Origin of the sequence: Lawsonibacter sp. JLR.KK007 (assembly GCF_036941135.1) — a bacterium.
In the GTDB taxonomy this organism is placed as follows: Bacteria; Bacillota; Clostridia; order Oscillospirales; family Oscillospiraceae; genus Lawsonibacter.
In genome coordinates, this window is sequence record NZ_JAYWSY010000001.1 from 343129 (window position 1) to 365077 (window position 21949).

Genomic DNA, 21949 nt, shown 5'->3' on the forward strand with positions numbered 1-21949 from the left:
GAGGGATTGGTGGGCTGTATGTGTGAAACGGCGATGGTAAGTATCATTGTCCCGATTTATAATGTAGAGGCTTATCTGAAGGAGTGTATTGATAGTATTCGCGGTCAGACCATGCAGGAGATGGATATCATTTTGGTTGATGATGGCAGTCCGGACAGCTGCCCTCAGATGTGCGACCAATTCGCTGCGGAGGATAAACGGATTCGTGTGTTTCATCGAGAGAACATGGGGGTTTCAGCCGCTCGAAATTTTGGGATGGAGCAGGCAGAAGCGGATTGGATCATGTTTGTGGACCCGGACGATTGGCTGGAGAAGGATGCCGTGGAAGTACTGGTTCGAAAGGCTGTTCAGACGAATTGCGAAATTGTATGTGCGTCGTTTTATTGGAATTATACTGGAAGGCAGATTCAAGCGCGGTCGAAGGCGGCGGGAGCAAACGAGTATCTGGTGCGAGAAAACTTGGATTTTCTCTTTGAGTGTGTGATCTGCCGCTGTGATCATCGGACGGCAGTGTGGCTGGGGACTTCATGGGGACAGATCTATCGCGCAGATTATTTAAAAGAGAATCAAATTTACTTTCCGGTGGGGTTAAAAAAGTCAGAGGATGTTGTGTTTAATCTTTCTGCAGTTTGGCACGCGGAACGAATATGCATTCTGGATGTCCCTGTTTACCACTACCGTATTCATGGCGGATCGGCCTGCCGCACACTTCATTCGGACCATCAAGCGTGTATCCTCAGAGCCGCGGAAGAAATCAATGCCTTTATGAAACAGCATTGTGTGGAAGCGGAATTGCGGCCGTATTATTTCTGGAGAATTGTCGACGACCTGATTATTTTTTCCAAGCGGCTGAGTGCAGGCGTCACCAGCGCGGACAGCTTCCGTGCAGCGATACAGACGCTGAAGGAATTTGCCGCGTGCCCGGTGTGTCAGGAGGGGATTCGCTGTATCGGTCCGTCCTCTTTGTCTTGGCGAAAGAAGATGGTCTATTACCTCTTAAAATTTCGCATGTACCGGACGATGATAGCGGTAGGGCGCATATATTGCGGCTTCACCGGCGGAGACTGAGCCGTTTGCGTCCTGCCATCCAAGTCATTGCCATCATGTTTTGAGAGGTCGCTATGAATCGAAGACGTGTTATGATCTGCCTGACCGGCCTGTTTCTGTGGATCGCCTTTATCTTCTGCCGTTCGCTCCAGCCGGCGGACGCATCCACCGCGGAGAGCCGTTGGATGCTGGAGCTGCTCCAGCAGATCCTTCCGGTGGAGCTGTCCATGCGGCTGGTCCGAAAGCTGGCCCATTTCACGGAGTTTGCCATACTGGGGGTGCTGGCCGGACTGCTGTTCGGGAGCCGGTGCCAGCGGTTCCGTACCGGGTTCCTCTTTGCAGTTATGACCGGGGTGATGACCGCCCTGTGCGATGAGACCATCCAGCTGTTTGTGGCGGGGCGGACGGGTCAGGTGCAGGATGTATGGCTGGATACCGCCGGGGCGTTCACCGGAGCCGTGCTGGCTATGCTGGGGACGGGACTCATGCGGCGGCGGAAGTGAGGCCAAGCCGCTGCGTTCCGCGGAAATCCGGACAGCAGCAGTGCCCGGAGCGAAACCGTCCGGGCACTGCGGTGTTCATCTCGTTTGGCGGGCAGACAGGGGTTGTACGGAGACCGACAGCACGGCGGGGGAGTGGGGGAACTGCCGGGTGAAGGCCCGGGTGATGCGCCTGCAGACCTTGCGGCTGTCCTCCAGCCCCGCCTGGGGCAGGAGGATGATGAACTGGGAGGCCCCGTACCGGGTGACCGCGTCCCCCTGGCGGAGCTGGCCGGTGATGATCTCCTGGAGATGATCCATCGCCCGGTCCAGGCTGAAGCGGGGGAGAGGCGCGTCCCCCGCCCCGGAGAGGGAGATGAGAGCGGAGTGGACCGGAGCCGCCTCCCGTCCGGCCCGCCGGGCGGCGGCGTGGCAGAGCACCCGGAAAAAGTCGAAGTCGCACAGCAGGGCGCCGGAGAAAGGGGGCTCGGCCAGCCGCTCCTGCAGGGTGTCCGGGGTGAGGAGACTGGGGTCGGAGTCCTGCCGGGCCTTCCGGCAGAGGGCCCGCAGCTCGTCCGAGGGGATCACCCCCCTCTGGGACAGCAGGCGCTCCTGAAAGGACTCATAAACCTGTACTGCCTCCGTCCGGCGCTCCAGCTGGAGCAGCGCCCTCATTTGCCAGAGGCACAGATCATCCCGGCAGGGCTCCAGGGCCAGCGCGGCTCCGGCGGTCTGGGCCGCGTCCTGCCACCGGGACTGGCGCTCCAGCACGGGCAGCGTGCGGAACACGGTCTGGAGATAGGTCTGGTGCAGCGGCTCCGCCCTTCCGGCCGTCCAGGGACAGCCGTCCAGCATGGGAAGCAGGCGGCCCTGGTAGAGGGAGAGGGCCTCCATCTGGAGGGCCAGGGCCTGGTCCTCACCGAGGGGCTGGCCGGCCTCATGGGTCAGGAGGGAAAACTGCTCCGCGTCCAGGGTGAGGGGGACCTGGGGGGACCACTGGAGCCCGCCGTCCCGGTGCAGGAGCAGGGACCGTCCGGAGCCCTCCTCCAGCCCGTCCAGGCAGAGCCGCGCCCGGTGGAGGATCGCCTTCAGCGCGTTCACCGGATTGGGGCCGTGACCGGTCTCCGCCCAGAGAAGCTGGGTCAATTCATGGTAGGAGAGGGGGCGGTCCCGTTCCCAGATCAGGGCGGCCAGCAGCAGGCAGAGCTTCTGGGACCGGCCGCTGACCGAGACCTCCTGACTGCCCCTTCGGATCACGAAGCGGCCCAGCATTTGGACCTGCACAGGGGGAATATCCATGGCGGTTACACCTTTCTATGGGAGAAGTGCTCCCAATATATCACAATTCCAGGTAGTGTGCAACGGATTCGCCTCAAAAATGGTGAGATACACAAAAACGAGATTTATGAAGAAGATTTTAGAAAAAATACTTTACAAGGATGGGAGGATGTGATATACTGACCCTGTCAACAAGATCACTGTCCTTCCCCCTTGGGAAGGCTCCTAGGAATGCTATGAAAGAGGTGCTATGTTATGAAAACTCTGAAGCGTCTGCTTCCTGTGACCCTGGCGCTGGCCCTGCTGCTGACCAGCTGTGCGCAGTCCGGCGGCGGTGCGTCCTCCTCCGCCGGCTCCTCCGCTGACGGGTCTACGTCCGCCGCCGCGCCGGATGGCTCCGCACCGGATGCCTCCGCGCCGGTCGATGACGTGCAGCTGGATGATGTGTATATGGACCGGTTTGAGCTGGGCGAGGTCATCATCAACGGCGAGGATATCATCCTTGACGGCAGCGAGGACGGCGGCGAGGACGGCGACGTCTCGCTGGAGGACGGCGATGTGCCCCTGGCCGCGACCCCCATGCCGATGCCTGAGGCTTCCGGCACCCAGGTGAAGGAGAACTCCCGGGCCAAGATTGACTACTCCAACATCAAGGACGGCTATGTGATGGTCAACTTCACCGGCACCACCAAGACCCGCCTGAAGGTTCAGGTGTCCTGCCCCACCCCCAAGCTGGTGTATACCTACGACCTGCAGGCCGGCGCATGGACCACCTTCCCCCTCTCCGACGGCAGCGGCAGCTACACGGTGACTATCCTGGAGAACACCTCCGGCTCCAAGTACGCCCAGGTGCTTTCCACCAAGTTTGACGCCCAGCTCACCGACGAGTTCGCCCCCTTCCTGCGCCCCAATCAGTATGTGGACTACAGCGCCGCAGAGAAGACCATGGCCAAGGCCAAGGAGCTGGCCGGATCTGAGACCGATCCTCTGAAGCTGGTGGAAGTGGTTTACAAGTATGTGGTGTCCAACATCAGCTATGACACCCAGCTGGCCGCCACGGTGCAGAGCGGCTATCTACCCAAGCTGGACAGCGTGCTGGCCGCCAAGAAGGGCATCTGCTTCGATTACGCCGCCCTGATGACCGGCATGCTCCGGAGCCTGGGCGTGCCCTGCAAGCTGGTAACGGGCTACGTCCCCCTGGGCAACGGCCAGACCGGCTACCACGCCTGGATCAGCGTCTGGTCCGAGGAGACCGGATGGGTAGAGGGCGCTGTTTACTTCGATGGTCGCGCCTGGTACCGGATGGACCCCACCTTTGCCTCCTCCAGCAACAGCAGCGAGGCGATCATGCAGTTTATCGGTGACGGCTCGAACTACAGCGTGAAATACGTTTATTGATCCCGCTGGAAAAATCCCCTTTACGAACAGAAGGATTTTTGCTAAAATGGGCTTACAGCTTTGTAAGCCCATTTTTCATTTTAAGAGATTGGAGATTGGAGTTATTTCATGGAGAAGAACATACTTTCCCACGAGGCCCTGTCCTCCCTGTGCCTGGAGCTGTCCATGCTGCTCCACGCCGGCGAGGAGACAGGGAACGCCCTCCATCTGCTGGCCGAGGAAAGTGACAGGACCTACCGGCCGATGCTGAACGAAATGACCAAACAGGTGGACTTTGGGGCCACCCTGTCCGACGCGATGAAGGCGGTCGGGCGCTTCCCTGTCTATGTCTGCGAGCTGGTGGAGGTGGGGGAACGGGCCGCGCGCACCGAGGAGGCCCTGGCCGCCCTGTCCCGGTACTACGAGGGCCGTGCCCGGCTGGAGCGGCGCATCAAGAACGCGCTGCTCTACCCGGCGGTGATGATGCTGCTGATGCTGGTGGTCATCGGAGTGCTGCTGGTCCGGGTGCTGCCCATCTTTGACGACGTATACGCCTCCCTGGGCGGGAGGCTCACCGGCGTGGCCGGGGGCCTGCTGGTCCTGGGCCGGTGGATGGACGGAGTGATGCCGGTGCTGTGGGCGGTGCTGGCGGCGGTGGCCGTCCTTGTGGCTGCCTTTGCCGCTCTGCCCTCCTTTCGGGGGAGGCTGACCGCCTTCTGGCAGAGAAGGTGGGGCGATAAGGGCATCAGCCGGAAGATGAACGAGGCCCGTCTGGCGCAGGCGCTGGCGATGGGTATGGCCAGCGGCATGCCGGTGGAGCGGGCGGTGGAGCTGGCCTCCGACCTGATGGCGGGGGTGCCCCAGGCCCAGGCCCGGTGTCAGGACTGCCGCGCCCGGCTGGACCGGGGCGAGGCGATGGGCATGGCCATGCGGGAGAGCGGCCTGCTGCCTGCGGCCTCCTGCCGCCTGCTGGAGGTGGGCCACCGGAGCGGCGCGGGGGACGAGGCGATGGCGAGAATCGCTGACAGCCTGTCGGACGACAGCGAGCAGACCCTGGAGGAGAAGGTGAGCCGGGTGGAGCCCGCGTTGGTGCTGGTCTGCTCCATCCTGGTCGGACTGATTCTGCTGTCTGTGATGCTGCCTCTGATGCACATCATGTCGGCCATTGGGTGACGGGCGATGAAGAAACGATCGGTCTGGTTCCCCCTGCTGCGGGGACTGTTGCTGCCAGTGGTGTGCGTTGCGGTGCTGGTGTTTTTCTCCACCGCGCTGGACAGCCTGAACAGCGGCCATGAGGAGGAGGACCTGCGCCAGCTGGAGGAGGCCCTGCGCCGGGGCTGTGTGGCCTGCTACTCCTCCGAGGGGATCTATCCCCCCAATTTGGATTACTTAAAGGAGCGCTACGGCGTCCAGGTGGATGAGACGCGGTACACGGTGATGTATGACGTGTTCGCGGATAATCTCATGCCGGACATCACGGTGCTGGTGAATGTGTCATGAGAAAACGAGCCATCCAACATCATTTTGACGGCCTGGCCGCTCTGCTGCTGTTTGGGGTGTTCGCGGTCTGCGTCCTGGCGGTGCTGCTCACCGGGGCGGACGCCTACCGCCGCCTGACCCAGCGGGATCAGGTGGCCTTTGACCGGCGGTCCTGCGTTCAGTACATCGCCACTAAGGTGCGCCAGGCGGACACCGCCGGCAATGTGGCGGTGGTGGAGATCGGCGGCGTGTCCTCCCTGGTCATGGACGCGGACCAGGAGTATGTCACTTATCTTTACTGCTACGACGGCTGGCTGTGGGAGCTGTACACCTGGTGCGGAGAGCCTCCCGTCCCCGGCGACGGCCAGCAGCTGGTGGAGACGGAGCAGGTGGACTGGTTCCTGGAGGACGGCCTGCTCACCATTCAGATCACCACGGAGCTGGGGGAGGAGGACACCCTGATGCTGTCCCTGCGCAGCGGGGAGGGGGTGGACGCATGAGGAGCAAAGCGCCTCTGGCCATGATGGAGCAGATGGTCATGCTGCTGGTGTTTGCGCTGGCGGCGGCCCTGTGCCTTCAGGCGTTTGTAAAGTCGGATCAGATGTCCAAGCGGATGGAGGCCCAGGACCGGGCGGCCACCCTGTGCCAGAGCGCCGCCGAGGTCATTCGCTCCACCCGGGGGGACTTTGAGCTGGCGGCGGAGCGGCTGGACGCCATGGGGGAGCAGGATTCGCTGACCCTTTTCTACGATGAGGACTGGAAGGCCGCTGCGCCGGAGTCTCCGGATGTGTATCCCAGGTATACCCTGGGGGCCTGCCGGGTGGAGAGCGGCGTGCCCGGATTAGGCAAGGCGGAGGTCTGGGTGCAGGAGGACCAGTCGGGCGGGGAGCTGTTCCGGCTGGAGACCGCCTGGCAGGAGGTGAGCGCCCATGGGTGAGAAAAAGAAGGAGGCTTTTTCCCCTCCGGCCCTGGGGGGGAGCTCTCTGCTGGTGGCCTTCGCGGTGCTGGCGCTGACGGTGTTCGCTCTGCTGTCTCTGTCCACCGTCCGGGCGGATGTCCGCCTGGGGGACGCGGCGGCGGCGGCGGTAAAGGGCTACTACGAGGCCGACGTGCAGGCCCAGGAGCTTCTGGCCCGGCTGCGGAACGGTGAGACACCGGTGGAGGTCACCGCCCATGGGGAGGATTCCTGGCACGACCCCAGTATGATACGGTATACTTACGCAGTCCCCATCTCCGACACCCAGGAGCTTCAGGTGGAGGTCCTGGTGGACAGGACGGATGGGAGCTGGAGCGTCCTGCGCTGGCAGTCGGTCCCGGTGGGCGAGTGGGAGCCGGATACCAGCCTGACCGTGTGGGACGGCGGAATGAATCTATTTTAAGAAGGAGAAATACGCTATGGCGGAGCGGAAGCAGTTGGACTATTATTTGGAGAAGGTGGTGAAGGACGGCGCCTCTGACCTGTTCATCGTGCCAGGCAGTCCGGTCAGTGAGAAGATCGGGGATCAGCTGATCCCCGTGGACGGCGAGCGGCTCATGCCCGGTACGGCCAGGGAGCTGGTTGGCCAGATTTACGGCATGGCCAAGCGGGAGATGGACAGCCAGCTCCAGGACGACGACTTCGCGTTTTCCGGAAAATGGTCCCGGTACCGGGTGAACATCTACCGCCAGCGCGGCTCACTGGCGGCGGTGGTGCGCGTGGTGGCCTACGGGATTCCCAAGCCGGAGGACATGCACATCCCCAGCGAGGTGGTGGAGCTTTACCAGCAGAAGGACGGCATGATCCTGGTCACCGGCACGGCGGGCAGCGGCAAGTCCACTACCCAGGCGTGCATCATCGACCAGATCAGCAAAAAGCGGGGCGGCCACATCATCACCCTGGAGGACCCCATCGAATACGTGCACCGGAACAACAACGGGGACGACCCGGAGCACCCGGATGTACGGAGCATTGTCAGCCAGCGGGAGGTGGCCATCGATACGGAGGACTACCCCTCCGCCCTGCGGGCCTGCCTGCGCCAGGCCCCGGACGTGATCCTCCTGGGCGAGATGCGGGACCGTGAGACCATTCAGACCGCCATCACGGCGGCGGAGACCGGCCATCTGGTGATCGCCACCCTGCACACCAAGGGCGCCGCCAACGCGGTGGACCGGATCGTGGACGCCTTCCCCGGCGACCAGCAGAGGCAGATCAGGGCTCAGCTGTCCATGGTGCTGCGCACGGTGGTGTCTCAGCAGCTGCTGCCCGTGGCCGGAAAGAACGGCGGCAGAGTGCCCGCCTATGAGATCATGCACGTGAAGGATACCCCCATCAGCAGTCTGATCCGGGACAACAAGAGCAATCAGATCGACAATACCATCGCCCACGAGGAGGGGATGGTGTCGATGGATCAATACATCCTGGACCTGTACAAGGCGGGGACGATCTCGGAGGACACCGCCCGGATCTATGCGGACAACAAAGAGTGGATGAGCCGGATGCTGAACTATTAAACCGAAGCTGACGCAGTGCCATGTGCGGGGAATGCGCACATGGCCCTTCCCCATTGAACGAAGGGTTTTTCAGCGGATGAACAGATGAGGAGGCAGTCAAGTGGAATATGGAGCGGCGTGTTTGATCACAACGGTGGGCGAGGTCCATCAAACGAGCGGCAGGGAGATTGCGGAGGCGCTGACGGCGCTGCGGAAGGACTCCTCCGGGGCGGAACGCCGGTCCTGGAGCGCGTCGATTCCGGTGCTGGCCGGTGTGCTCCACCGGGCGGGGCTGGACGAGCTGACGCTGCTCCTGGAATATGAGACGCCCGCCGGCGGCCGCATCGACGCCCTGCTGCTGGGGGAGCGGCGGGACACCGGCCGTCCCCTGGTCCTGGTGATTGAGCTGAAGCAGTGGAGCAGTATTGGAGAAAATACAGCGGGCTGGGCCAGCCGCGTCCTGGTGCCCATCTCCGCAGGAGGGTGCTATGAGGACCGGCTCCATCCGGTGCAGCAGACGCTGACCTATGCCAAGCATCTGCGGGAGAACCACAGCAGCATTGAGGGGGGCAGGATGGAGGTCCAGTGCCGTCAGTTCCTCCACAACTTTGAGCATAAGGAGCAGCTGTTCCAGGGGAAGTATGAGGCGTACCGCTCGCTGCAGAATGAGACCTACGGAAAGGGCGAGGAGGAGCGGCTGGCGGAGGACCTGAAGGCCCTCTTTTCTGCCCGGCCGAGGCCCGATGTGGCGGAGCGGTTTCTCGCCGGGACCTACGTCCTGGGCCAGATCGGGATGGACGCCCTGGGGCGGGTGCTGTCGCGCCAGGAAAACGCGGTGATGCTGGACGACCAGGTGGAGGTCAACCGGATGATCTGCGACGAGCTGAACGGCCTGCGGAACGAGGCGTATCCCCCCAAGCTGGTGGTGATTTCAGGGCCGCCCGGCACGGGGAAGACTGTGGTGGGCATGCACATCCTGTATGCCTACTGCCTGCAATACGGCGCCACCGGCCGGAACAACGGCGGGGGCATCTTTGCCCTGCCCCGGAGCCGTACCCTGTCCCAGGTGATTGAAGGGGGCTCCGGGGTTGCGCCGGTCTATCTGGAGCAAGTTCCGAGGGGACGGGATCTGGTGGTGGCGGACGAGGCCCACCGGATCGAAAACCTGGACGCCGCCATGACCAGCCTGTTTGAACGGGCGCGCATGGTGGTGGTGCTCCAGGATGACCGCCAGCGAATCCGGCTGACAGAGGAGGGGACCCAGGAGCGGTTCGAGGGTTTTGCCCGAGAGCACGGCATCGAGCTGCTGAGCTGCTCCCTGGCGACCCAGAAGCGGGCGGGGTATTTGGGCAGCTATGTGTCCGATCTGGACGAGCTGCTCTACGAGGGGCGGAACGAGCCCATCCGCCGCAGCTCCAGGCTGGAGCTGCGCTGCTGGGACGCTCTGCTGGACCTGGACCGGCATCTGGGCGAGCTGCAGCGGCAGGGCAGGCACGTAAAGTGGTACGCACCCTACTGCTGGCATTGGTCCGGGTCGGTCCTGCATCGGGATATCGTGATCCGCACGCGGGAAGGGGAATTTCAGAAGGCGTGGAACCCGAAGAACGGGCAGTACGCCTGGTACCGAGGCGAGCAGAAGCAGGATCTGGATCAGGTGGGCTGTATCTATACCGCCCAGGGCCTGGAGTTTGACGACACCGGAGTGATCTGGTGGAAGGACCTCCGCTGGGATGGGGAGAGCCAGACGTGGCGCACGGACCTGGATGAGAGCTGGGACCGGCAGTTTGTCTCCTCTATTGTGGAGTACTTCGGCGGCCGGCTGGAGGGAGGGCGGCCCCCTTGGAGGGTCCGGTACGAGGACAGGCAGATGAGTATGGCGGAGTTTTTGCGGGACAGTCAGGCGGATCAGGACGCCATCCTGGAGCTGGTGCTGAATACATACCGGGTGCTGCTGACCAGGGCCAAGAGCAGCGTGCACATCTGGTTTGCGGACCCGGCGACCAGGGAGCACGTCAGAACGGTGATGAGGATTTGAGATGAGCGGAAAGAAATACGGCACGGCCCTCCTTCGGGTACACGGCGGGAGGCTGGACACGGCCCGCTGCGGCCAGGATATGCGCAAGACGTTGACACAGCAGGCTGTCGTCTATATTTACTACAGCCCAAAGGCGTTTTACGTGGGCCAGACAAACCAGTTTTTGGAGCGCCACGACCAGCACCGGCGGGAGATCCGGACGGATTATACGGAATTCACCCATGTCATGGTCCTGTTTGGACAGTATGTGAACGGCAGCTCCCTCAACGACCTGGAGCGCCTGCTGATCACCTATTTGACGGCGGACCATGAGATGCTCCCGTCCGGCCAGAGGCGGGTATGCCGCAACCGGACGGCGGGCAACCGGCATATGGACTACCCGGAGCGGGAGGAGGTGCTGAGTCTGGTGCTGGCCCCCTTTTGGGAGGGAGAGCTCCGCGCCGCCGGGCTGAGCCACGGAGTCTCCCTGGCCGAGCTGCGCCAGAGCATCCTGTTCAAGTATTCTCCCTTTACCGAGCTGTCCGGGGAGCAGGAGGGGCTGATCCGGGACGTCCAGTCCAGCGGCCAGAGCTTCCTGGTCTGCGGGACGGCGGGGACGGGAAAGACCGTTGTGCTGACCAATTTGGCGGCCCGGCTCTGTGACCAGGGAGGGGAGCGGAGACAGACCATCGGCGTGGCGGTCAAAAGTAACTGGGTGAAGACGGCCCGGAGAATCTTTCGCGCCTATGGAGTGCAGGACCAGGTGACGGTGGGCACTCCGTACCAGCTGATCAAGTCGCCGGAGCGCTTCGATCTCATCTTGGTGGACGAGGCCCACCGCCTGCGCTGGAACTGCTCCAAGCAGAACCACCTGATGTCCGACATCTTCGACCCGGAGGACCCGCAGAAGCACGAGCTCTTCCTGCTGGGCGAGAAAAGCGGGCGGCTGGTCCTGTTCTATGATCCCATCCAGGCGATCCGGCCCTCTGACATTCCCCGGCGGGATTTTTTGCGGTATGTCCGGGAGCACGGCCTTCAGGAGCGCCGGCTGACCGCCCAGTTCCGGGTCCAGGTGGCGGACGAGGGGGCCGGCTATACGGCGGAGGACTACGTCAACGGGATCTGCGCCTTCCTGCAGCTGGGGGAGGCGGGATTTGATCCCGGTGTGTTTCAGAACCCGTCGCCGGACGCCTACTTTGGGGTGGTGGACTCCATCCATGCACTGTTTGAGTATGTAGACGGAAAGCGGCAGCATTATCCCTCCGCCCAGTGCCGGGTGCTGGCCGGGTATGCCAGACCTTGGGTCAGCAAGTACAAGCCGGGACACAGGCTGTACGCCCCCTTTGACTGGAAGGAGGACGGCGGGGGCCAGTGGAAATGGAACTCCACCCATGAAAGCTGGATCGCCCGGCCGGGGAGCGAGGATGAGATCGGCTCGATCCACGCGGTCCAGGGGGTGGACCTGGACTACGCGGGGGTTGTGGTCGCCCGGGACCTGACGGTCTGCGGGGGTGTGGTGGCGGCGGCGCGGGAGCATTACTATGACGTGAACGGCACGCCGCCCAAAGGGAGCTTCACCCTTGAGGAGCTGAGCGAGTATATTCGGCAGATCTATTACGTGCTCCTGACCCGGGCCATCCGGGGGGTGCGGGTGTATTTTGAGGACCCGGCGGTGAAGCAGCATTTTATGCAGGTGGCCGGACTGAAGTGAGCCGGCGCGGGAAATGGACGGGCAGACCGGCCCTGATTTGGTACAATGCAGTATATCAAATTGGGGAGGACCGCATATGAGAGAGATTACCTACGGTTACGTCCGGGTGTCCACCCGGGACCAGAATGAGACACGTCAGCTGGACGCAATGCGGGAGTTCGGCGTGGCGGAGGAACACATCATCGTGGAAAAGCAGTCCGGAAAGGACTTCAAGCGGCCCAGCTACCAGCGGCTGATGCAGAGCCTGCGTCCGGGGGACGTGCTGGTCGTGAAGAGCATCGACCGGCTGGGCCGGAACTACGCGGAAATCCTGGAGCAGTGGGGGATGATCACCAAACAGCTGGAGGCCGCCATCGTGGTGCTGGACATGCCTCTGCTGGACACCCGGAGGGGCCGCGACCTGACCGGTACCCTGATCGCAGACATTGTGCTTCAGCTGCTCAGCTACGTGGCCCAGACCGAACGGGAAAACATCCGCCAGCGCCAGGCGGAGGGCATCGCCGCCGCGCGCCTGCGGGGGACCCAGTTCGGCCGCAGGCCCATGGAAATGCCGGAACGCTTCTCCGAGCTGGCCCAGCAGTGGATCGACGGCCAGGTCTCCTCCCGGAAGGCCGCGTCCCAGCTGGGCATCTCCTACCAGACCTTCCTCCGTAAAGTGAAACAATTGCGCGCTCAATCAGGATAAAAAACTGTATCCCTGCCAAAACCGGCGGGGATACAGCTTTTTTTATGCCTTTTCTGTTACAAAAACTATACTTTCGGTAGCAAAAAATAATTGCGTAAAAAAGTTTTTAAAAAAGCTAAAGTTTTCCGGATTACGTCCGATATAGATTTCAGAATCACTTGTCACACAAAGTATAGTTTGAGTAACAGAGAGGAGGACCAGCTATGGCATACGCTTCCGATGAGCGGGAACTCAGCCGGGAGGAGCTTCAGGCAAAGCTGCAGAGACTGGCCAGGGAAATTTCCTCCGACCTGGCCGCCCTGGAGAGCGTGCAGAGCAAGGAGCTGCTCAGCGACTTCGTCTCCCAGCTGTTCCTCTCCGCCGCCGACCAGAGCCGCCGGGAGGGCCGCCGCCAGAAGCAGGCGGAGGGCATCGCCGCCGCCAAAGCCAAGGGCGTCCGGTTCGGACGGCCCGCCGCCCCCCTGCCGGACAACTTCGACCAGCTCCGCCAAGCCTGGCGCAGCGGCCAGATGTCCCTCCAGCAGGCGGCCAGCGCCTGCGGCATGGCCAAGGCCACCTTTTACAACGCCGCCCTCCGCCGGGAAGAGGCCCAGGACCCCGCCGTTTGACCTTCGGTTTCACCCGGTTTCGCGAACCGGTTGAAATATAGTCCCGCACCGCCCGACGGCAGTCCGGCCGGATACCGGAGGGAGGCGCTCCACCCAAAATGCCGGAGCATGGATGTACCGGCATGAGTTTGATCCGATTGGACAAACATTTTATTGAAAGGAAGCTTTAAAATGAGGATTCAACACAACATCGCGGCGATGAACGCCTACCGCAACTACAACCTGAACACTTCCGCTGTCACCAAGAACCTGGAGAAGCTGTCCTCCGGCTACAAGATCAACCGCGCCGGCGACGACGCCGCCGGTCTGGCCATTTCCGAGAAGATGCGCGCTCAGATCTCCGGTCTGGAAGCCGCCTCCAAGAACGTCAAGGACGGCATCTCCCTGGTGAAGACCGCTGAGGGCGCGATGCAGGAGGTCCAGGACATGCTCAACCGCATGGTCACTCTGGCCACCCAGTCCGCCAACGGCACCTACGACAACGAGACCGACCGTGCCGCCCTCCAGCAGGAGGTCGACCAGCTGAACTCCGAAATCGACCGTATCGCGGACTCCGCCAACTTCAACGGCATCAAGCTGCTGGACGGCTCCCTGGACGCTAACGGCCGCCGGGCCACCACCACCACTCAGATTAATGACATGGTGATGAGCAGCAACTCCTTCGGTATAGCTGCTGATGGGACAACAGCCCTCAAGAATACCGAAGGCGGCCTGGATTTGACTGGTGTTAATTTTGGTTCCACGGCTACAGAACTCTATGCTAGTGACAAGAGTATCCGCTACCATAAGGACGCTGCTGTAGGCGGAAAGACCGCTTTCACTATTAACCTGGACGGTACCACCAACGGCAACTTCACCGCAGGCAAGAGCATCTCTGGCCTGGTCCTCGGTTTGGACGGCAACTATACGACAGACGCTAGTGCAACAGGTGCCACGAACAATGCCCTGTACTTGAAGACTGATGGGACGCGCGTCACATACGACGTGACCGCTGACAAAGACGGTATTACCTCCCAGAACATTGCTCAGTCTATCATGGAAACCATCGAGAAGAACGGCGGCAAGGTATACCTCAAGGTTGGTACTGGCACGACTGCAGGTGCCGCCGATGAAGCAACGTTCATTGAGTACAATGTTACCTTGGAAGATGGCGATAAGCTGCGCTTTGAGATGAGCGATAAGGGCTACAATGATGCTGCGACCGTTGCTCAGAGGAATGGAAATACCACTAACTATTTCCAGGGCAACTACAATGTGGGCCTGAACTACAAGCCTACTGTTAGTGCGCCCACTGCTGGTTCGCTTGAGGAGACATTTACCAACTATGTGAACGGCGAGACTACCCACCCCGCCACCGATAACATCAACGAAGGCACCACTCCCGCCGGCACCATCTATGCTGAGGCTTTGATTCGCTTCCAGGCCGCTACTCCGACCAATACGAATAAGAATGATGGATACAATGACATTACCAAGTTCTTCGCAGACGGTGCGGGTGTGAAGCTGGGCGATGACTACTACGTCTTTGCCAAGAGCGATGAAGTGTTCAATGGTGAGTACGCCGACAATGTCCATGTAGTGGACATCCGCGGCCTGGATAAGCTGGGCACTACTGCCAATGGTGCGGGGGATGATTTGCGCAAGGCTCTGGACCGTTTGTCCGTGGCCGCAAAGGACAACGAGATGTTCGACGTTCAGGTGGTCAAGGGTGGCGAAGCTCTGATCATCACCGAGCGCACCACCTATACCGGTGATGCCAACCTGACCGAGACTGACAACGGCCTTGAGCACCAGATTCAGAAGTTTGACAGTGTTACCTCCAACACCGTTGTAGAGAAGGAAGCTGGCAATGCTCTGACCCTGCAGATTGGCGACACCTCTGAGGAGTTCAACCAGCTGAAGGTCAACATCGGTGATGTCCATGCCACTGCTCTGGGTGTCGCTGGCCTCAGCATTGCCGACCAGGAGAGCGCCGGTGCTGCAATCAACACCATCCGGAGCGCGATCAACCAGGTTTCCAGCATCCGCGGCACTCTGGGCGCGACCCAGAACCGTCTGGAGCACACCAGCAACAACCTGTCCGTCATGACCGAGAACATCCAGGACGCCGAGTCCACCATCCGCGACACCGACATCGCGGAGGAGATGATGTCCTACACCAAGAACAACATTCTGGTGCAGTCCGCTCAGGCCATGCTGGCCCAGGCCAACCAGATCCCCCAGGGCGTTCTGCAGCTGCTGGGCTAAGCCGTTACGGGCATCCGACAAATATGCAAAAAAGGGGACCGGGCAAAATGCCCGGTCTCCGTTTTTTGTGCCGGGACCTTGTTTTGGAAAACAAAGCCAAGCAAATTTCTGTATATCCTTCCAACTCCTGCGGATACTAACAGCGTCAAAGTAATAAAACCGCAGGAGGCATGAGAGAAATGAAAGCAACCGGAATCGTGCGCCGCATTGACGATTATGTTATTATTGGGTACAAAGTCGGAAAGCCTTGAAAACACTGGTGTTTCGCTGATTTTGCCCAACTTCTGCGCGCCGGATAATCGTGGGCAGGAAGACTTACGGTGAGCTGCAGCCGTATAGAAAGGAGGATAGCAGAATAGGCCCAAAGGGTCAATACCCCCGTAACCGACTTTGACGGTTATGGGGGTATTTTCTTTTGCCAAAACCGCATAAGAGCAAAACGCCCTGGCTGCTGACCAAAAGCAGCCAGGGCGTTTTTTGCGTTTCACCACAAAAAGGAAGGAGGCCGTGAAAATGTCGCTGGAATTGGCGTATTTCTACGGCAGCGAGGCCGAGCAATACAGCTTTTACCGTATCCCCAAAGTTTTGCTCACAGATCATCGTTATAAGAGCGTGTCTATGGAGGCCAAGGTGCTGTATGGCCTGATGTTGGATCGTATGGGGCTGTCTGTCCGCAACGGCTGGCTGGACAGCGAGGGCCGGGTATATATCTATTTCACGCTGGAGGATGCGCTGGCGATGCTGGGTTGCGGCAAGGATAAGGCTGTCCGGCTGTTCAAGGAACTGGACAAATCCGGCGGTATCGGCCTGATCGAGCGCCGCAAGCAGGGCCAGGGCAAGCCGACGCGAATCTACGTCAAGAACTTCACTCTGCCGCCAGACCCCGAAAAATGTACGCCCTCCCCAGCTCCAGAGGAGCCGCCGGCGCAGACTTCTGAAAAACCGAAGTCTGGACTTCTGGGAGCTAAAGTGTACCCTTTGTCAAGGACAAAATAAGAAATAGACACCCCAATATTTGGACAGACATCAAAAAGGACAGCAGGCTGAATGAATCTCAACTATTTGTCACCTAATTAAAGGATCAGAAACTATCTCTGGCTCCAAAGTGTGCGCACCAAGCTCATTGGGGGTTTTAGAGATTTCAGGCGGCGAGGGTTTGCTGGGGGGATCAAGAGGATAAATGCCGGTAGTGACAAAGGAGAAATATTCGTTGGGAGAGAGCTTTGCCAAATCCCATTGATACCTCTCGTTGTTGTAATACGACATATAATCGTCAATGATCGCCTTTACCTCATCAAAAGAGGGATCGCCCGTCAAATCAATCAAATCTTTCATATGCCCGAAGAAGCTCTCCTGTGGCGCATTGTCCCAGCAATTTCCTTTGCGGGACATAGAGCGGCGAAGCTCGTTGTGTTCAACGAGTTCAATAAATTTGCAGCTGGTATAATGGCAGCCCTGGTCGCTGTGGATCACAGTCTCTGCATGGAGCGAGACGCCATGTTCCCGCATCAAAATATCCACCGCGTCCAGCACAAAGTCAACTTCCAAGGATGGACTGAGGGTATAGGAAAGCACCTGCTTTGTATAGGCGTCCATGATCACACAGAGGTAGAGGAACGACCCACCCCAGGGGATATAAGTAATGTCCGTGAGGAGCACAAGCCGGGGGCCATAGCTCTCAAATTCACGGTCTAAAAGGTTAGGCGCGTAATGATTCGTTTTCATTGCGTTTTTTATTTTGCGGTAAGGGTTTGCCCTCCGAATCGGACATTGCAAGCCGTATTTTTTCATCAACCGGCGTATCTTTTTCAGGTTCATAACCACCGGCGGAGTATTGTGGATAAGGCACATATAGATGCCCCGCGCCCCTTTGGAATATCTCCGCCGGTTGTATGCCTCCAAAACCAGCTCAAAATCAGCGCGATCCTGTGCTTCCCGCACCTGCCTGGCCGAAGCGGCGTTTAACCACGCATAGTAGCCGGACCTGGAAACCCCGGCTGTCTGGCACATCATGGATACGGATAGTTCGTTCTCACCGCCGGATAACGTCTGGTGGATCAGGGAAAAGATGGTGGAAGCCTCGTTCATGGCCGCGGCCCTTGCTTTCGTCCACCTCTGGCAGAGGATATTTTTTTTAGAAATTCCACCTCCTGCTCCAGATATTTCAGCCGATGCTGCATCTGCCGCAGCTGAGCCTGGGTAGTTGTGTCTCCGCCTTCAGCAGACCCCTCTCCGCGTCTGCGCTGCGGCCGCTCATGGAACCCTTTCGCTGAAACCGCCTGCTTGCACACTACGTTCTGGATGCCGCTGAGACGATTCCTCCCGAGTACCTCCGGATCATAGCCCAAATCGTACATAATCGTTCTGGGTGTATCCCCTTCCTGGTATCTCCGCCAGAATTCTTCCTTGAATGCGTTTGTGAAGGTGATCTGCGTGGTGGACACATGGAGCGTGTATGGATTTTCTGCCATAACCCGCACCTGCTCCTGGGTAAACATTTTCCGTGCCATGTGTGATGCCCCTTTCTATTGGCCTCATTTTATCACACAGCCCTACCCTTAGAACATACTCTTGTCCTATATCCCTTTTCTTTCATTACTTGTTTCGTCCACTTTTAGGGTACGTCCTTACTTTTTAACCTGTCCACCAACCTGGGTCTCCATTTTTCCTGCTGTCCATAATCTTGGGTACAGTTTAAGCTTCCGAAGTCTTGACTTCTGAAATTCCGAAGTCTGCACTTCTGGGAAGCAGAAGCCTAGACTGCGGAAAATCCGCCGCTAATAAGACTGATAAGAATAAGACTGAGTTGAGTGATACTGAGCTATCTATCCATCCCCCTGCCCCCGCGCCATCGCCGCCCTGCCGTCGGAGGGGTGTCAGTGATAGGATAGGACAGATGGACGCCTATAGAGCGTTGATCCATGAGAACATCAGCTACGGGGATCTGCTCCGTGACCACCCCTACGACGCAGACCTGATAGACGGCTATGTGGAGCTGATGGTGGAGGTCTGCTGTACCGGGCGGGAGACAGTCCGGGTCAATCAGGATGACATACCCGCCGCTGTCGTCCGCAGCCGGTTCCTGAAGCTGGACCGGGAACATATCCTGTACGTCATGGAGTCCATGCAGCGAAATACCACGCAGGTAGTCAATGTTCGGGCCTACACCCTCTCGGCGCTCTACAATGCGCCGGTGACTATCGGCCAGTATTACACTTCCCAGGTCAGCCATGACATGGCCCAGGGCTGGGAGGTGGGGACATGAACATTGCCCTTGTGGATGTGGACGGCCACAGCGGATTCCCCAATCTGGCCTTGATGCGCCTGTCGGCTTGGCACAAAGCCCAGGGTGACAGCGTGGAGTGGTGGAACGGGTTCACCCACTACGACCGGGTGTATCTGTCCAAGGTGTTCACGTTCACCCCAGACTTCGATACTGTGATCGACGCGGATGAAATCATCACTGGCGGGACGGGCTACAAGGACTACACCAACCTGCCGCCCGAGGTGGAGGCCACCCCGCCGGACTACAGCATCTACCCGCACTATAAGCGGGCCGTTGGCTTTCTGACCCGGGGCTGTATCCGCGGTTGCCCCTGGTGCATAGTCCCCCGCAAGGAGGGCTATATCCACCCGGCGGCCACCTGGGAGCAGGTAAAGCGCCCGGACAGCCGGGAAATCGTCTTTCTGGACAACAATGTGCTGGCCTCCGGGCATGGCCTGGAGCAGATTGGGCGCATGGGCGGCGAGCCGGTATGGGTGGACTTCAACCAGGGCCTGGATGCCCGCCTGATCACCCCAGAGACCGCTTCACTGCTGGCCGGCCTTCACTGGATACGGTTTGTCCGTCTGTCCTGTGATACCAGCGCCATGCTGCCGGTCATCGAGCAGGCCGCAGCTTATCTCCGGGAGGCCGGGGTGGCTCCGTCCCGGCTCTGGGCCTACGTTCTGGTGCAGGATGTACCCGACGCCCACCGGCGTGTGCTGGCCCTGGAGAAAATGGGGATCACACCCTTTGCCCAGCCCTATCGGGACTACGACGGCGGAGAGCCGCCCAACGAGCAGAAAGCCTTTGCCCGCTGGGTCAACATCCGTTCCGTCCATAACTCATGCACCTGGGAAAACTATAACGATACGAGGAGGAGAACACGAAATGGCAGGTAAACGCACGAAAAAAGCTCTGGCGGAGGATTCCCGCTACCATGACACCTGGCGGCTGCTGAAAAAGTACCGGGATGTGGTATGGAGCATGGAGCTGTCCGTCCAACAGGTAAAGAAGGAGTTTGAAATCGAGTTTGGCAGCACCATTGACGACTTCCTGGAGTCCGTCTACCTGGCGGGGGCCGACCTGGGCGGTACCAGGATCGAGAACCATGCCCGGTGCATTGAGCGCAGCAACCAGATGCTCAAGCTGCTCAATAACGCGGTGGAGGTCCTCCGTACCCGGCACAAGAGCGGCGAGACCTACTACTGGCTGCTGTACTACACCTTTTTGTCCCCGCAGCAACTGGACAATGTGAACGAGATTATCGAGCAGCTTCGTCCGCACATCCGGGACATTGGCCGGACTACTTATTACCGGAAGCGGGAACAGGCAGTAGAGGCCCTGAGTTCCATCCTCTGGGGTTACTCCTCCAAGGACTGTCTGGCACTGCTGGCCGACTTTTTTCCTGATTCAGAGGCAGAGATTTAACTTTACGCTTCTGTGGGACAAAATCGGGACAGTCTTGGGACGAAATTGGGACGGCTTTGGAATTGACACGGGAATCCATATATGTTAGACTAAGTATGCTCAAAACTGTAATCACAAGTGAAAACGACAGCGGGAGGACGCCGAAAGGGCGTCTTTTTTCATACTCCCGCCGCAAAGGACAGCGCCCAACGCTTTGGGCGCTGTTTTCGTTTTCCGGGACAACAAAGGAGTCTAATGGTATGAAGTCAAGTAGGTGATGCAAGAAAATTTCAAGGGAAATAGGGGACAAAAGGCTATGTTGGCGGTAAAAAGGCAACACCAACCCAAGCCCTGTCCCTGCAAATTTTTGAAACAGGGCCTATTACGTCAGAGCGGCAGGCATCGGCCTAACTCTCCGGCGGGATATACAGGCGGTTGTCCATCAGCAGCCGATAGACCAACCGAACCAGCTTTCTGGCAGTTAAAGCGAGGGCGCGTTTATGCTGGAACTGATTGACCTCTTTGAATTTAAGGTCATAGTAGCGCCGGAACTCGGAGTCGCATCTTCTCACGGAGTTGGCGGCTTCCAGCAGGTAATAACGTAGATAGCGGTTACCGGACTTAATGAGCTTGGTATGCTGAGCCTCAAAGTCGCCGGACTGGTGCTGCGTCCAGACAAGACCGGCATACTTGGCAACGGATGCTTGGGAGTTGAAGCGGTGGACATCGCCGATCTCGGCAATGATACCAGCGGAGTAGACCTTGCCGATACCGGGGATGGAGGTAAGCGTGTTGGGGATGATCTGAAACTGCTGCTCAATGGCCTTGTCCAAGACCTTGATCTGCTTCCCCAAAGCCCGCATGGTGGCGATAGAAACGGCCATCGCCTGATTGACTGAGTTATTCACAGTGATGGGCAGACGGTAGGAGTTTCTGGCGGCGGTCTGGATTGCTTTGGCCTTGGCCGCCGGGTCCGCGAAGTTACGCCCGGTTTCATCAATGAATTTGGTGAGTTCGTCCAGGTCGGCGTAGGCCAGCTCGTCCACCGTTTCAAACCGCTCCATCAAGGCGATGGTGGTGGCGCTGGAGTTGGCGATATCCTTGTCCTGGGCCATGCCGCAGCATTTTAGGAACAGGTAATTGGCGAAGTGCTGCTTCTCCCGTGTCAGGTTTTGTACGACATCAAATCTGGCCCTGGTGAGGGTTTGCAGGGATTTATAGCGATAGTCGTCCATGTAGACCTCCTTGCCGATCCTGCCGAAACGGAGATGGTCGGCGATTACAAAGGCGTCTACCCAATCGTTCTTGGGCAGGTCCGGGTAGGATTCCTTGAACTTCCTGACCTGCTTGGGGTTGAGTACATGGAGTTTCCTCTGATACCGGCCCAGCCGCCTGTCCTCGCGGAGCGCGTAGACCAGGCTGTCCCCGTAGATGGATGTGGCCTCCAGGCCGATCACCACATCGTTGAGCCCCATAGTCTCCATTGCTAACACGATCTTCTCTGACATCAGTTTAGCACCGCCCAGGTTGTTTTGCACGGAAAAACTGCTGTGCTTGCTGCCGTCAGGCTTCATCAGGTAGGTCACATTGTTCTTACTGCTCACGTCAATGCCTACAAAAAGTGGGTTCATGATTTTCACTTCCCCGCGTGGAGATTTCAGGCCAGCAGGCTTTGAGATACCCATGATATCCGGAGCATCCGCAACCTCGCTTATCAGAATCATTCCGGGGCGGGCCAATGCGATAGCCCTCACTGCTGGAAGGGCGGCCCTGCTCCCGGTAAACAGCTAATGAGTTTGCAGCTAACTTCCGGTTCAGGGGAACGGACTCCATCTGAAGCAGCCTTTCAGCTCGACAAGGTAATTGAGAACTTGACCCTGCTG

Annotated in this window: 22 protein-coding genes; 18 read left to right on the forward strand and 4 right to left on the reverse strand. The window is 59.3% G+C overall.

Translation table 11 applies throughout. The features are described from left to right. The first annotated feature begins 18 nt into the window (after nucleotides 1-18). Both VV088_RS02055 and VV088_RS02060 read left to right on the forward strand, forming a co-directional pair. On the forward strand, nucleotides 19-1068 hold the full coding sequence (locus VV088_RS02055) for a glycosyltransferase family 2 protein (protein WP_334599141.1): 1050 nt from the start codon (nucleotides 19-21) through the stop codon (nucleotides 1066-1068). Between the two features lie 53 nt (nucleotides 1069-1121). Continuing rightward, nucleotides 1122-1550 (forward strand): VanZ family protein, encoded by a 429-nt coding sequence (locus tag VV088_RS02060; protein ID WP_334599142.1) that lies wholly within the window; start codon nucleotides 1122-1124, stop codon nucleotides 1548-1550. Nucleotides 1551-1625: 75 nt separating this feature from the next. On the opposite strand, the gene VV088_RS02065 is transcribed toward VV088_RS02060, so the two are convergent. Continuing rightward, complete coding sequence (locus VV088_RS02065; protein WP_334599143.1) at nucleotides 1626-2825, reverse strand: BTAD domain-containing putative transcriptional regulator; 1200 nt, start codon at nucleotides 2823-2825, stop codon at nucleotides 1626-1628. Nucleotides 2826-3059: 234 nt separating this feature from the next. Here VV088_RS02065 and VV088_RS02070 point away from each other — a divergent pair, with 234 nt between their 5' ends. The 13 genes from VV088_RS02070 to VV088_RS02130 all read left to right on the forward strand — a co-directional run bounded on the left by VV088_RS02070 (nucleotide 3060) and on the right by VV088_RS02130 (nucleotide 16390). Further along, a complete protein-coding gene (locus VV088_RS02070; protein ID WP_334599144.1) occupies nucleotides 3060-4202 on the forward strand; it encodes a transglutaminase-like domain-containing protein in 1143 nt (380 codons plus the stop codon). Between the two features lie 108 nt (nucleotides 4203-4310). Beyond that, on the forward strand, nucleotides 4311-5354 hold the full coding sequence (locus VV088_RS02075) for a type II secretion system F family protein (protein ID WP_334599145.1): 1044 nt from the start codon (nucleotides 4311-4313) through the stop codon (nucleotides 5352-5354). A gap of 6 nt (nucleotides 5355-5360) precedes the next feature. Next, nucleotides 5361-5681 carry a hypothetical protein gene (locus tag VV088_RS02080; protein WP_334599146.1) on the forward strand — a complete coding sequence of 107 codons (321 nt, stop codon included), beginning with the start codon at nucleotides 5361-5363 and terminating at the stop codon, nucleotides 5679-5681. After that, nucleotides 5678-6160, forward strand: coding sequence for a DUF4860 domain-containing protein (locus VV088_RS02085; RefSeq protein ID WP_334599147.1), 483 nt, complete (start codon nucleotides 5678-5680; stop codon nucleotides 6158-6160). The genes VV088_RS02080 and VV088_RS02085 overlap by 4 nt, the downstream gene beginning before the upstream one ends. Then, the gene (locus VV088_RS02090) at nucleotides 6157-6597 is read left to right on the forward strand and encodes a hypothetical protein (protein ID WP_334599148.1); all 441 of its coding nucleotides are present in this window, start codon (nucleotides 6157-6159) and stop codon (nucleotides 6595-6597) included. Before VV088_RS02085 ends, VV088_RS02090 begins: the two co-directional genes overlap by 4 nt. Then, nucleotides 6590-7039, forward strand: a complete 450-nt coding sequence (locus VV088_RS02095) for a hypothetical protein (RefSeq protein WP_334599149.1) — start codon at nucleotides 6590-6592, stop codon at nucleotides 7037-7039. Before VV088_RS02090 ends, VV088_RS02095 begins: the two co-directional genes overlap by 8 nt. 16 nt (nucleotides 7040-7055) lie before the next feature. Then, a complete protein-coding gene (locus VV088_RS02100; protein WP_334599150.1) occupies nucleotides 7056-8150 on the forward strand; it encodes a type IV pilus twitching motility protein PilT in 1095 nt (364 codons plus the stop codon). Between the two features lie 100 nt (nucleotides 8151-8250). Beyond that, the gene (locus VV088_RS02105) at nucleotides 8251-10164 is read left to right on the forward strand and encodes a DNA/RNA helicase domain-containing protein (RefSeq protein ID WP_334599151.1); all 1914 of its coding nucleotides are present in this window, start codon (nucleotides 8251-8253) and stop codon (nucleotides 10162-10164) included. Between the two features lies 1 nt (nucleotide 10165). Further along, nucleotides 10166-11854 (forward strand): DNA/RNA helicase domain-containing protein, encoded by a 1689-nt coding sequence (locus VV088_RS02110; RefSeq protein WP_334599152.1) that lies wholly within the window; start codon nucleotides 10166-10168, stop codon nucleotides 11852-11854. A gap of 76 nt (nucleotides 11855-11930) precedes the next feature. Further along, the gene (locus VV088_RS02115; protein WP_334599153.1) at nucleotides 11931-12539 is read left to right on the forward strand and encodes a recombinase family protein; all 609 of its coding nucleotides are present in this window, start codon (nucleotides 11931-11933) and stop codon (nucleotides 12537-12539) included. Nucleotides 12540-12742: 203 nt separating this feature from the next. Further along, entirely contained in the window at nucleotides 12743-13147 is a 405-nt protein-coding gene (locus tag VV088_RS02120) for a hypothetical protein (RefSeq protein ID WP_334599154.1), read from the forward strand. A gap of 171 nt (nucleotides 13148-13318) precedes the next feature. Continuing rightward, the gene (locus VV088_RS02125; protein ID WP_334599155.1) at nucleotides 13319-15394 is read left to right on the forward strand and encodes a flagellin N-terminal helical domain-containing protein; all 2076 of its coding nucleotides are present in this window, start codon (nucleotides 13319-13321) and stop codon (nucleotides 15392-15394) included. Nucleotides 15395-15907: 513 nt separating this feature from the next. Beyond that, the gene (locus VV088_RS02130; protein WP_334599156.1) at nucleotides 15908-16390 is read left to right on the forward strand and encodes a replication initiator protein A; all 483 of its coding nucleotides are present in this window, start codon (nucleotides 15908-15910) and stop codon (nucleotides 16388-16390) included. Between the two features lie 69 nt (nucleotides 16391-16459). Here VV088_RS02130 and VV088_RS02135 read toward each other — a convergent pair whose 3' ends face one another. After that, nucleotides 16460-17482 carry an IS3 family transposase gene (locus VV088_RS02135; protein WP_334599157.1) on the reverse strand — a complete coding sequence of 341 codons (1023 nt, stop codon included), beginning with the start codon at nucleotides 17480-17482 and terminating at the stop codon, nucleotides 16460-16462. Further along, nucleotides 17479-17904: an HTH domain-containing protein gene (locus VV088_RS02140; protein ID WP_334599158.1), complete on the reverse strand. Its 426-nt coding sequence runs from the start codon at nucleotides 17902-17904 to the stop codon at nucleotides 17479-17481. The genes VV088_RS02135 and VV088_RS02140 overlap by 4 nt, the downstream gene beginning before the upstream one ends. 296 nt (nucleotides 17905-18200) lie before the next feature. Between VV088_RS02140 and VV088_RS02145 the strand changes: the two genes are divergently transcribed. Genes VV088_RS02145 through VV088_RS02155 form a run of 3 tightly spaced genes read left to right on the forward strand, consistent with a single transcriptional unit; the run spans nucleotide 18201 to nucleotide 20087 of the window. Continuing rightward, nucleotides 18201-18659 carry a DUF6017 domain-containing protein gene (locus VV088_RS02145; protein ID WP_334599159.1) on the forward strand — a complete coding sequence of 153 codons (459 nt, stop codon included), beginning with the start codon at nucleotides 18201-18203 and terminating at the stop codon, nucleotides 18657-18659. Then, on the forward strand, nucleotides 18656-19558 hold the full coding sequence (locus tag VV088_RS02150) for a radical SAM protein (RefSeq protein WP_334599160.1): 903 nt from the start codon (nucleotides 18656-18658) through the stop codon (nucleotides 19556-19558). Before VV088_RS02145 ends, VV088_RS02150 begins: the two co-directional genes overlap by 4 nt. Beyond that, complete coding sequence (locus VV088_RS02155) at nucleotides 19548-20087, forward strand: hypothetical protein (RefSeq protein WP_334599161.1); 540 nt, start codon at nucleotides 19548-19550, stop codon at nucleotides 20085-20087. Before VV088_RS02150 ends, VV088_RS02155 begins: the two co-directional genes overlap by 11 nt. 386 nt (nucleotides 20088-20473) lie before the next feature. Here VV088_RS02155 and VV088_RS02160 read toward each other — a convergent pair whose 3' ends face one another. After that, nucleotides 20474-21697: an IS110 family transposase gene (locus VV088_RS02160; protein ID WP_334599162.1), complete on the reverse strand. Its 1224-nt coding sequence runs from the start codon at nucleotides 21695-21697 to the stop codon at nucleotides 20474-20476. Nucleotides 21698-21949 lie beyond the last annotated feature (252 nt).

Coding starts and splice junctions, on each gene's coding strand:
- VV088_RS02085 (WP_334599147.1), top strand. CDS start 5,678: ATGAGAAAACGAGCCATCCAACATCATTTTGACGGCCTGGCCGCTCTG.
- VV088_RS02075 (WP_334599145.1), top strand. CDS start 4,311: ATGGAGAAGAACATACTTTCCCACGAGGCCCTGTCCTCCCTGTGCCTG.
- VV088_RS02110 (WP_334599152.1), top strand. CDS start 10,166: ATGAGCGGAAAGAAATACGGCACGGCCCTCCTTCGGGTACACGGCGGG.
- VV088_RS02160 (WP_334599162.1), bottom strand. CDS start 21,697: ATGAACCCACTTTTTGTAGGCATTGACGTGAGCAGTAAGAACAATGTG.
- VV088_RS02080 (WP_334599146.1), top strand. CDS start 5,361: ATGAAGAAACGATCGGTCTGGTTCCCCCTGCTGCGGGGACTGTTGCTG.
- VV088_RS02125 (WP_334599155.1), top strand. CDS start 13,319: ATGAGGATTCAACACAACATCGCGGCGATGAACGCCTACCGCAACTAC.
- VV088_RS02120 (WP_334599154.1), top strand. CDS start 12,743: ATGGCATACGCTTCCGATGAGCGGGAACTCAGCCGGGAGGAGCTTCAG.
- VV088_RS02135 (WP_334599157.1), bottom strand. CDS start 17,482: ATGAACGAGGCTTCCACCATCTTTTCCCTGATCCACCAGACGTTATCC.
- VV088_RS02150 (WP_334599160.1), top strand. CDS start 18,656: ATGAACATTGCCCTTGTGGATGTGGACGGCCACAGCGGATTCCCCAAT.
- VV088_RS02100 (WP_334599150.1), top strand. CDS start 7,056: ATGGCGGAGCGGAAGCAGTTGGACTATTATTTGGAGAAGGTGGTGAAG.
- VV088_RS02140 (WP_334599158.1), bottom strand. CDS start 17,904: ATGGCACGGAAAATGTTTACCCAGGAGCAGGTGCGGGTTATGGCAGAA.
- VV088_RS02115 (WP_334599153.1), top strand. CDS start 11,931: ATGAGAGAGATTACCTACGGTTACGTCCGGGTGTCCACCCGGGACCAG.
- VV088_RS02055 (WP_334599141.1), top strand. CDS start 19: ATGTGTGAAACGGCGATGGTAAGTATCATTGTCCCGATTTATAATGTA.
- VV088_RS02095 (WP_334599149.1), top strand. CDS start 6,590: ATGGGTGAGAAAAAGAAGGAGGCTTTTTCCCCTCCGGCCCTGGGGGGG.
- VV088_RS02155 (WP_334599161.1), top strand. CDS start 19,548: ATGGCAGGTAAACGCACGAAAAAAGCTCTGGCGGAGGATTCCCGCTAC.
- VV088_RS02060 (WP_334599142.1), top strand. CDS start 1,122: ATGAATCGAAGACGTGTTATGATCTGCCTGACCGGCCTGTTTCTGTGG.
- VV088_RS02130 (WP_334599156.1), top strand. CDS start 15,908: ATGTCGCTGGAATTGGCGTATTTCTACGGCAGCGAGGCCGAGCAATAC.
- VV088_RS02065 (WP_334599143.1), bottom strand. CDS start 2,825: ATGGATATTCCCCCTGTGCAGGTCCAAATGCTGGGCCGCTTCGTGATC.
- VV088_RS02070 (WP_334599144.1), top strand. CDS start 3,060: ATGAAAACTCTGAAGCGTCTGCTTCCTGTGACCCTGGCGCTGGCCCTG.
- VV088_RS02090 (WP_334599148.1), top strand. CDS start 6,157: ATGAGGAGCAAAGCGCCTCTGGCCATGATGGAGCAGATGGTCATGCTG.